This window comes from Streptomyces sp. PA03-6a (assembly GCF_033792765.1).
Lineage (GTDB): Bacteria > Actinomycetota > Actinomycetes > Streptomycetales > Streptomycetaceae > Actinacidiphila.
The window spans coordinates 1-5,887 of sequence record NZ_JARAVK010000386.1 but is presented as its reverse complement, the minus strand read 5'-3'; the positions used below and the strand labels follow the sequence as shown (position 1 = coordinate 5,887).

Sequence of the window (5,887 nt, the reverse complement as noted above, 5' to 3'; positions counted from 1 at the left end):
CGGCGCCTCGCCCGAGACTACGAGACCCTGCCCGCCAGCTCCGAGGCCATGATCCACGTCGCCTCGATCGACAACCTCACCAAGCGCATAACGGACGAGGCGACACCCACCTGGCGAGGAACTTACTAGGAGATAAAGGGCAATCCACCTAGATCAAACGCCCTCTAAGACCGTGTCCTATGTGGTGAGGCGGACGAGCCGTTTGTAGCAGCACAGGGCAGCGGCGAGGCCGAGAAAGGCCAGGTAGTTACGAGGATCGCATTCGTATCGGTGGTTGAGTCCGCGGTACCCACTCAGCCAGGACATGTGCCTTTGATGACCCACCGTCGGCGGCCGAGTCGTTCGCTGGACTCGATTCCTTTGCGGGCGATCGGCACGCCGATCCGCCTGCCGCGTAACCATTTCCGCAGGTGGGGAACGTCGTAGGCATTGTCGGCGTGCAGGCGCTGGGGCTTGAAGTGACGGCCGCGTTCTGGGTCGTGTCTCGTTTGGTGGCCGTTGATCATCGGCTTCAGTGCTTCGCTGTCGTAGGTGTTGACCGCGGAGACGCCGACGAGGAGGGGCAGTCCGTTCGCGTCCGACAGGACGTGCATCTTGGAGCCCGGCTTTCCCCGATCCACGGGGCTCGGGCCTGTGAGTTCGCCCCTTTTTGGCCCGGACGTGGGCAAAGTCGAGAACGACGCGGGTCACGTCGATCAAGCCCACGTCATCCAGGCGGTACAGGACCGCTTCGTGCAGCCGGCCCCACACGCCGGCTCTCGACCAGATCAGGAACCGGCGGTGAGCGGTCGACTTCGATATCCCAAAGCACGGTGGCAGAGCACGCCACGCGCACCCGCTGACCAGCACATAGATGATCGCGGCGAACAAGGTCTCATCAGGCGTGTCCTGCGTGCCCCCGCCCTGCGCCCGCACTCTCGACGGCGGGATCAGCGGCTCCGCGAGCTGCCACAGTCCGTCCGGAACAATGCAACTCCACGTACCCCGCCCCATGAACAGCCCAACGACCGCCTCACCACATAGGACACGGTCTAGCCGACCGTCGTAAACGGCCAGCGAGAGGGCTCCGGCGCGTGAGGGTTGCGGCGGCCGCCCCAGCCGACGGGCCGACTCCCTGATCAACACGAGAAACGGGCTCCAGACTGCGACTTTCGTCACCGTCTGGAGCCCGTTTCGTCGGTACTCCGTAGTCGGCGGGCGACTCCCCCGCGAGGTACTGGCGCACCCTCTATGCAACCCGAACGTGATGCGCGTGGTGCACCGACTGCCGAAAGCATGGACCGCCGATCAGAGACCGAAATCGCGGAACGGATCGCCATGTATAACCCACGAGTTGCACGTCAAGCAGTCGCTGTGGACCTGCTCACGACGGGATTGCTCGAGACACAGGCCGTCGGTGGTCTTTGCCCGGCCGCTGAGGCGGTACAGGAGCTTGACGATCAAGTACGTGGCGACGGAGGAGCACAAGAAGCTGCCGAGTTCGACCACCGCAGCCCCCATACGCAACGGCTACGCAATCCCTAGCGCAGCTTCAGCCCGCAGACGTGTTCATCCCCTGGCGTACCGCCCAGGGGATGAATCAAGCCTTCGCAACCTTGACGAGGCCCCTCCTTATCGCGGGAGCAGCGTATTACTCGTTGGCAGGAAGTAGGGCGCATCCCCACACGATTGGCGTGCGGATTACATATGGCAGCGCTAGAGTACGATCCGTAGGAGTTCGCCACGTGCTTCAACAGCAAACATCCACAGCTTGTGGATAAGGTGAGCAGCCGTGGGAGTTCAAGGCCGGTCGTTCGCTTCACAAGTAATCGTCAAAAGCGCGCAGCAGCCCCATGCCAGGGACCTTTGGGGGCTCTTCACAGTTGAGGGTGTAGTCGCTGCTTGGATGGTGGCTGGCGCGCCAGTCCCGGGGTAGGGGTCGAGGTCTTCCGAGGACGGAGGTTCCTACGCCGCCCATCTGCAAGACCTCGATGTGCCTGACGCCACCTTCGGCTTCGCTGACCTGATCACGTTCTGCCTCCTGGATGAGCTCGGCCTGGTCGTGGTCGACCAGCGTCTTGAGCCCGGTCGCGCGGTCCTGGCGTGCCGGGTCCCGGAAGCGATGACGTCACCGACGGCTGGTGGGTGTGCAGGAAGACCCGTGGACACCTTCACGCGGGAGCTGGCGCACGAGCCGCTGGGCTGGCGACCGAACACCCTGCTGCTGACGATCCTCAGGCACCGGTGCAGCGCGTATAGGCACGTGTGGCGCCAGGACACCAGCCGCGCCGCCGAGCCGCGTGCCAGGCTGTCGCGTCGCCGAGCCGCGTGCCAGGCTGTCGCGCCGTGGACTGGCCTGGGCGCTGGAGGCGATCGTGTGTCAGTCCTTGAGCATCGCTCGCGTCGCCCAAGGACTGGGCGTCGCGCGGAACACCGCTAACGACGCGGTCCTGGCCGCGGGCCGACAGGTGCTGATCAACGATCCCGACCGGTTGAACGGTGTGAAGGTCAGCGGGGTCGATGAGCACGTGTGGCACCACACACGTGCTCATCGACCTCACGCCGGTGCGCGTCACTACAGGGCCAGCGAGGTGGACATGATCCCGGGCCGCTCCAAGGCCGCGTTGAAGGCCTGGCCCATCCAGCACCCCCAGGCGTGGCGCAAGGCCGTGGAGGTCGTCGCGATGGACGTGTTCACCGGCTTCAAGACCGCCGCCACTGAGGAGCCCGCTGCGGTCGCGGTGATGGACCCCTTCCACGTGGTGCGCCTTGCCGGCGACGCCCTCAACGACTGCCGCTGCCGCGTTCAGCAGACCACCCGCGGCCGCGGCCGTAAGAACGACCCGCTCTACCGTGCCCGGCGAAGCATGCACATCGGTGCCGACCTGCTCACCGACAAGCAGGCCGCCCGCTCACGGTCCTGTTCGCCATCGATGAGCACATCGAGGTCGAGGCCGCCTGGCGCATCTACCAGCGGTAGATCGCCGCCTACCGGCACCCCGACCCAGGCGCGGGCCGCGGGCCGCAAACTGATGGTCAAGCTGATCGAGTCGCTCAGCGCTGGCGTCCCCAGGCCGCCTGTCGCCATCCGCGGGCGCTGTCACCGCGAAGCAGTAATAGAGGCCCGTTGCCTCCTTCAGCGAGACCCCTCACTGCGTCGGTACCGATAGGGGTGACCGCCCGGGGCGTTTGCGATACGGGACAACCAAGCTGGTCTTGATGTAGGCGCCGTCGCCCTGGTGCTGCGGCGCCCGAGTCGCGGCATACGTGGACGTGGGCCCCAAACTGGCAATCGGGCAGGGCGGAGAGCCAGGACCAGGTGTATGCCGGATTCAATGATGACCTGCACGTGGCGGAGAACGGGTAGTCGTGGTTCGAGGCGCGAGCCTCGCTGTCACGGCGTGCGGCGTCGATGGAACGTGGAAGCGGCTCAAGCGTGAGGGGGCGCGTTGGCGGAATGCCTGTGCACACCTGGTCGGCTACGAGAACCCAGGCAGCGGTGCGCGCTGCCGCATGGTGAGGTTCGCGCGATAACAGACCGCGACCACCACGGGCACCCGATTCGCGGCATCGTCCGGCTCCGCTTCGCGGTCGTACGACTCGCTGACGCGGTCGCGCTGGCTGCACCGGTCAGGAACGGTAGATGTTCTGAGGATCGTCGTGAGCTGCAGCCGCAAAGTCTTCAAAAACCATGTTCGCAAGCTCCAGGTTCACATGGATTGAATGAACTTCTTCCGGAAGCGTCCTGAATACTCGACCAAATTTCATGGTCTCATCATATATTTCGTCACCAGAAGATTCATCTTGACTTTCGGTCGTCACTGCCATCAACGCGTGATGAGCGGCCTGCATCGTTACTCCATCAGCCATAAAGAGAACCTGCAAGCCCTTGAGGGAATCACTAGCATCGACTACAGCGAGGACCTCATCCACACTCGCACCGGACCATTCAGGATCATCGATTATCCAAGCATTTTGCGGATACTTTTCGGCAAGCCCGAGAGAGTTCTTCGAAAGAGCATCTCTCACAAGCCGCCATGCCCGTTCGTCACGGTAATCGGTCCTGATGATCACGGCCCCGAAATCTTGGCGACCATCGGTACGGGAAAAAATTCTCATCTTTGAAACCCCCTTCAGATTCCCTCTGCTCTGAGCCTGCATCGCACTCGCAAACATTTTCGTTAACGACGGTCGGCGCTCGCCGGAATAGCGATCTGCTGCGACGTGGCACGATCTCTGTGGCGCCACAGCATCAAAGGTTTAACCTCCAGCACACCATATAACAACCAATTGCCCAAATGGATAGAAGATGAGCGCCAAGCCGGGCGTCGATTTACTCCACCAACCAAAGAGCGCTGACAGGCAAGATGATGCCGGCCACGACTTCTACGACACGCGCCTTCGTGACACCACCTCCCGACCGCGGCCAGCAACACGCATCGCGCTGCTAGACCGCTCAGCGCGAACGCCGCAGAGCCAGGCCAGACAGTCCAAGAAAAGAAGATCCGCGCCAGATCGGCTACGCCAGGCCTGCCAGGCGGCGTTGTTCCGGCACAGTGCGGAATTCAAGAGACTACCCGGGAGGGGCGTCGCCTCTGCTCCCCCATTCGAGGGGAGAGCAGCCCTGAGTCAGTGCGAGGCCCTCACCGCCTCGGGGGTCACAGTGAGGGCCTCATTTCACCGGACGGGCCCCGCCCGCGGCGAGCATACCTAAGCGGGGACCACCAGACCAGGATGCACATAGGTACTGGCTTCCGCACGTCGTATGGCTGCAACAGGGGACACCTGCCCCAGCCCAGGGAATAGCTGGCAGTACCTCACCTGCAAGCAACCCCGCGGGTCGCTACTGCTGAGCGCAACGGATGTAACACTCACATCGACTGTCTGCTCATTTCAAGGCGCTGCGTCGGACGACATCACGATGAAACTTCAGTAGCATCCCAAACTGCACTAGGCATAAGGAGAGCGAGCCGCATATGTCCACGAAGATTCCCACAGCGCCACATCAAGAGACGACCATCCAGCGGGAGTACCTACGTCGGCTGGACGAGGATCTGGCACGCAACGCGGGAGCCCAACAAGACGCCGCCGACACCATCACCCGATGGCAGGAACACCTGGCCAGTCTGAAGAAGGAATCGGCCTGGCTGGCAGACCTCAAGAGCACCCTGTCCCAGCAGGCCCCCGCGCTCGTCGCCGAACGGCCTTCCAATCAGGCGCCGAGCATTGGCGAGGGTGACGAAGGTGCCCCGGCCCAGGCACTGCCGTCACCCCGCACAGCACGGGCTTCCCTAACCGGGGCCCCGAGCCGTGGTATGAGAACCTCTGCCGCCAATCGCTCATTGGGCACGAAGCAGGGCACCGCACGCCGCACGCCGACGCTGGGTTCTCTGATCGTCGAGCTGCTAGCTGAGCACGGGCAACCCCGGACAGCCACTGAGGTCACCACGGCGCTCGCTTCAGCCCACCCTGACCGCAGTCCCCGAACCCCCGTCGTCCGCAGCACGCTCGAGCACCTGGTCGCCAAGAGCTCCGTCAGCCGGCATAAGCAGGGAATCACCGTCTACTACACCGCGAACAACCAGGCCGAGGCGGCTGCCACCACATCCTCCAAGTCAGGTCCCAAGGATGCAGGCGAACCTCACCCACGGGAAGCATGACCACGCGCCTGCCCGATCAGGCATGACGCGTCGAGGTGGCACAGCGGCAGTGCCACCAGCCGTGTCGGCGACGGGTGAAAAGTGGTTCTGGATCACTTTCCGTGCTGGAGCCACGGAGCGTCACCGGAACCGCGATCACGAACGGTCGTGGGTTGCGTCCTTGGAAGTGGTGTAGCGGGTTGGACCTGATGCGGGGGTTTGCTCCGGCGTCTGGGTTGGTGCCCGCATAGACAAACGGCCACCGGCTG

Annotated in this window: 3 protein-coding genes and 2 pseudogenes; 3 read left to right on the top strand and 2 right to left on the bottom strand. The window is 63.7% G+C overall.

Features of this window, described 5'->3' with window-relative positions; all coding sequences use genetic code 11:
- Nucleotides 1-129: pseudogene (locus PV350_RS43660) on the top strand (IS5/IS1182 family transposase); the annotation flags it as partial.
- A gap of 48 nt (nucleotides 130-177) precedes the next feature.
- Here PV350_RS43660 and PV350_RS43655 read toward each other — a convergent pair.
- Nucleotides 178-993, bottom strand: a pseudogene (locus PV350_RS43655) (IS5 family transposase).
- A 1,373-nt stretch (nucleotides 994-2,366) separates the two neighbouring features.
- On the opposite strand from PV350_RS43655, the gene PV350_RS43650 reads away from it, so the two are divergent.
- Complete coding sequence (locus tag PV350_RS43650) at nucleotides 2,367-3,149, top strand: transposase (RefSeq protein WP_500338929.1); 783 nt, start codon at nucleotides 2,367-2,369, stop codon at nucleotides 3,147-3,149.
- Nucleotides 3,150-3,609: 460 nt separating this feature from the next.
- Here the strand turns inward: PV350_RS43650 and PV350_RS43645 are convergent, their stop codons facing one another.
- On the bottom strand, nucleotides 3,610-4,098 hold the full coding sequence (locus PV350_RS43645; RefSeq protein ID WP_500338927.1) for a DUF6924 domain-containing protein: 489 nt from the start codon (nucleotides 4,096-4,098) through the stop codon (nucleotides 3,610-3,612).
- Between the two features lie 857 nt (nucleotides 4,099-4,955).
- Between PV350_RS43645 and PV350_RS43640 the strand changes: the two genes are divergently transcribed.
- Complete coding sequence (locus PV350_RS43640; RefSeq protein WP_500338925.1) at nucleotides 4,956-5,639, top strand: BlaI/MecI/CopY family transcriptional regulator; 684 nt, start codon at nucleotides 4,956-4,958, stop codon at nucleotides 5,637-5,639.
- Nucleotides 5,640-5,887 lie beyond the last annotated feature (248 nt).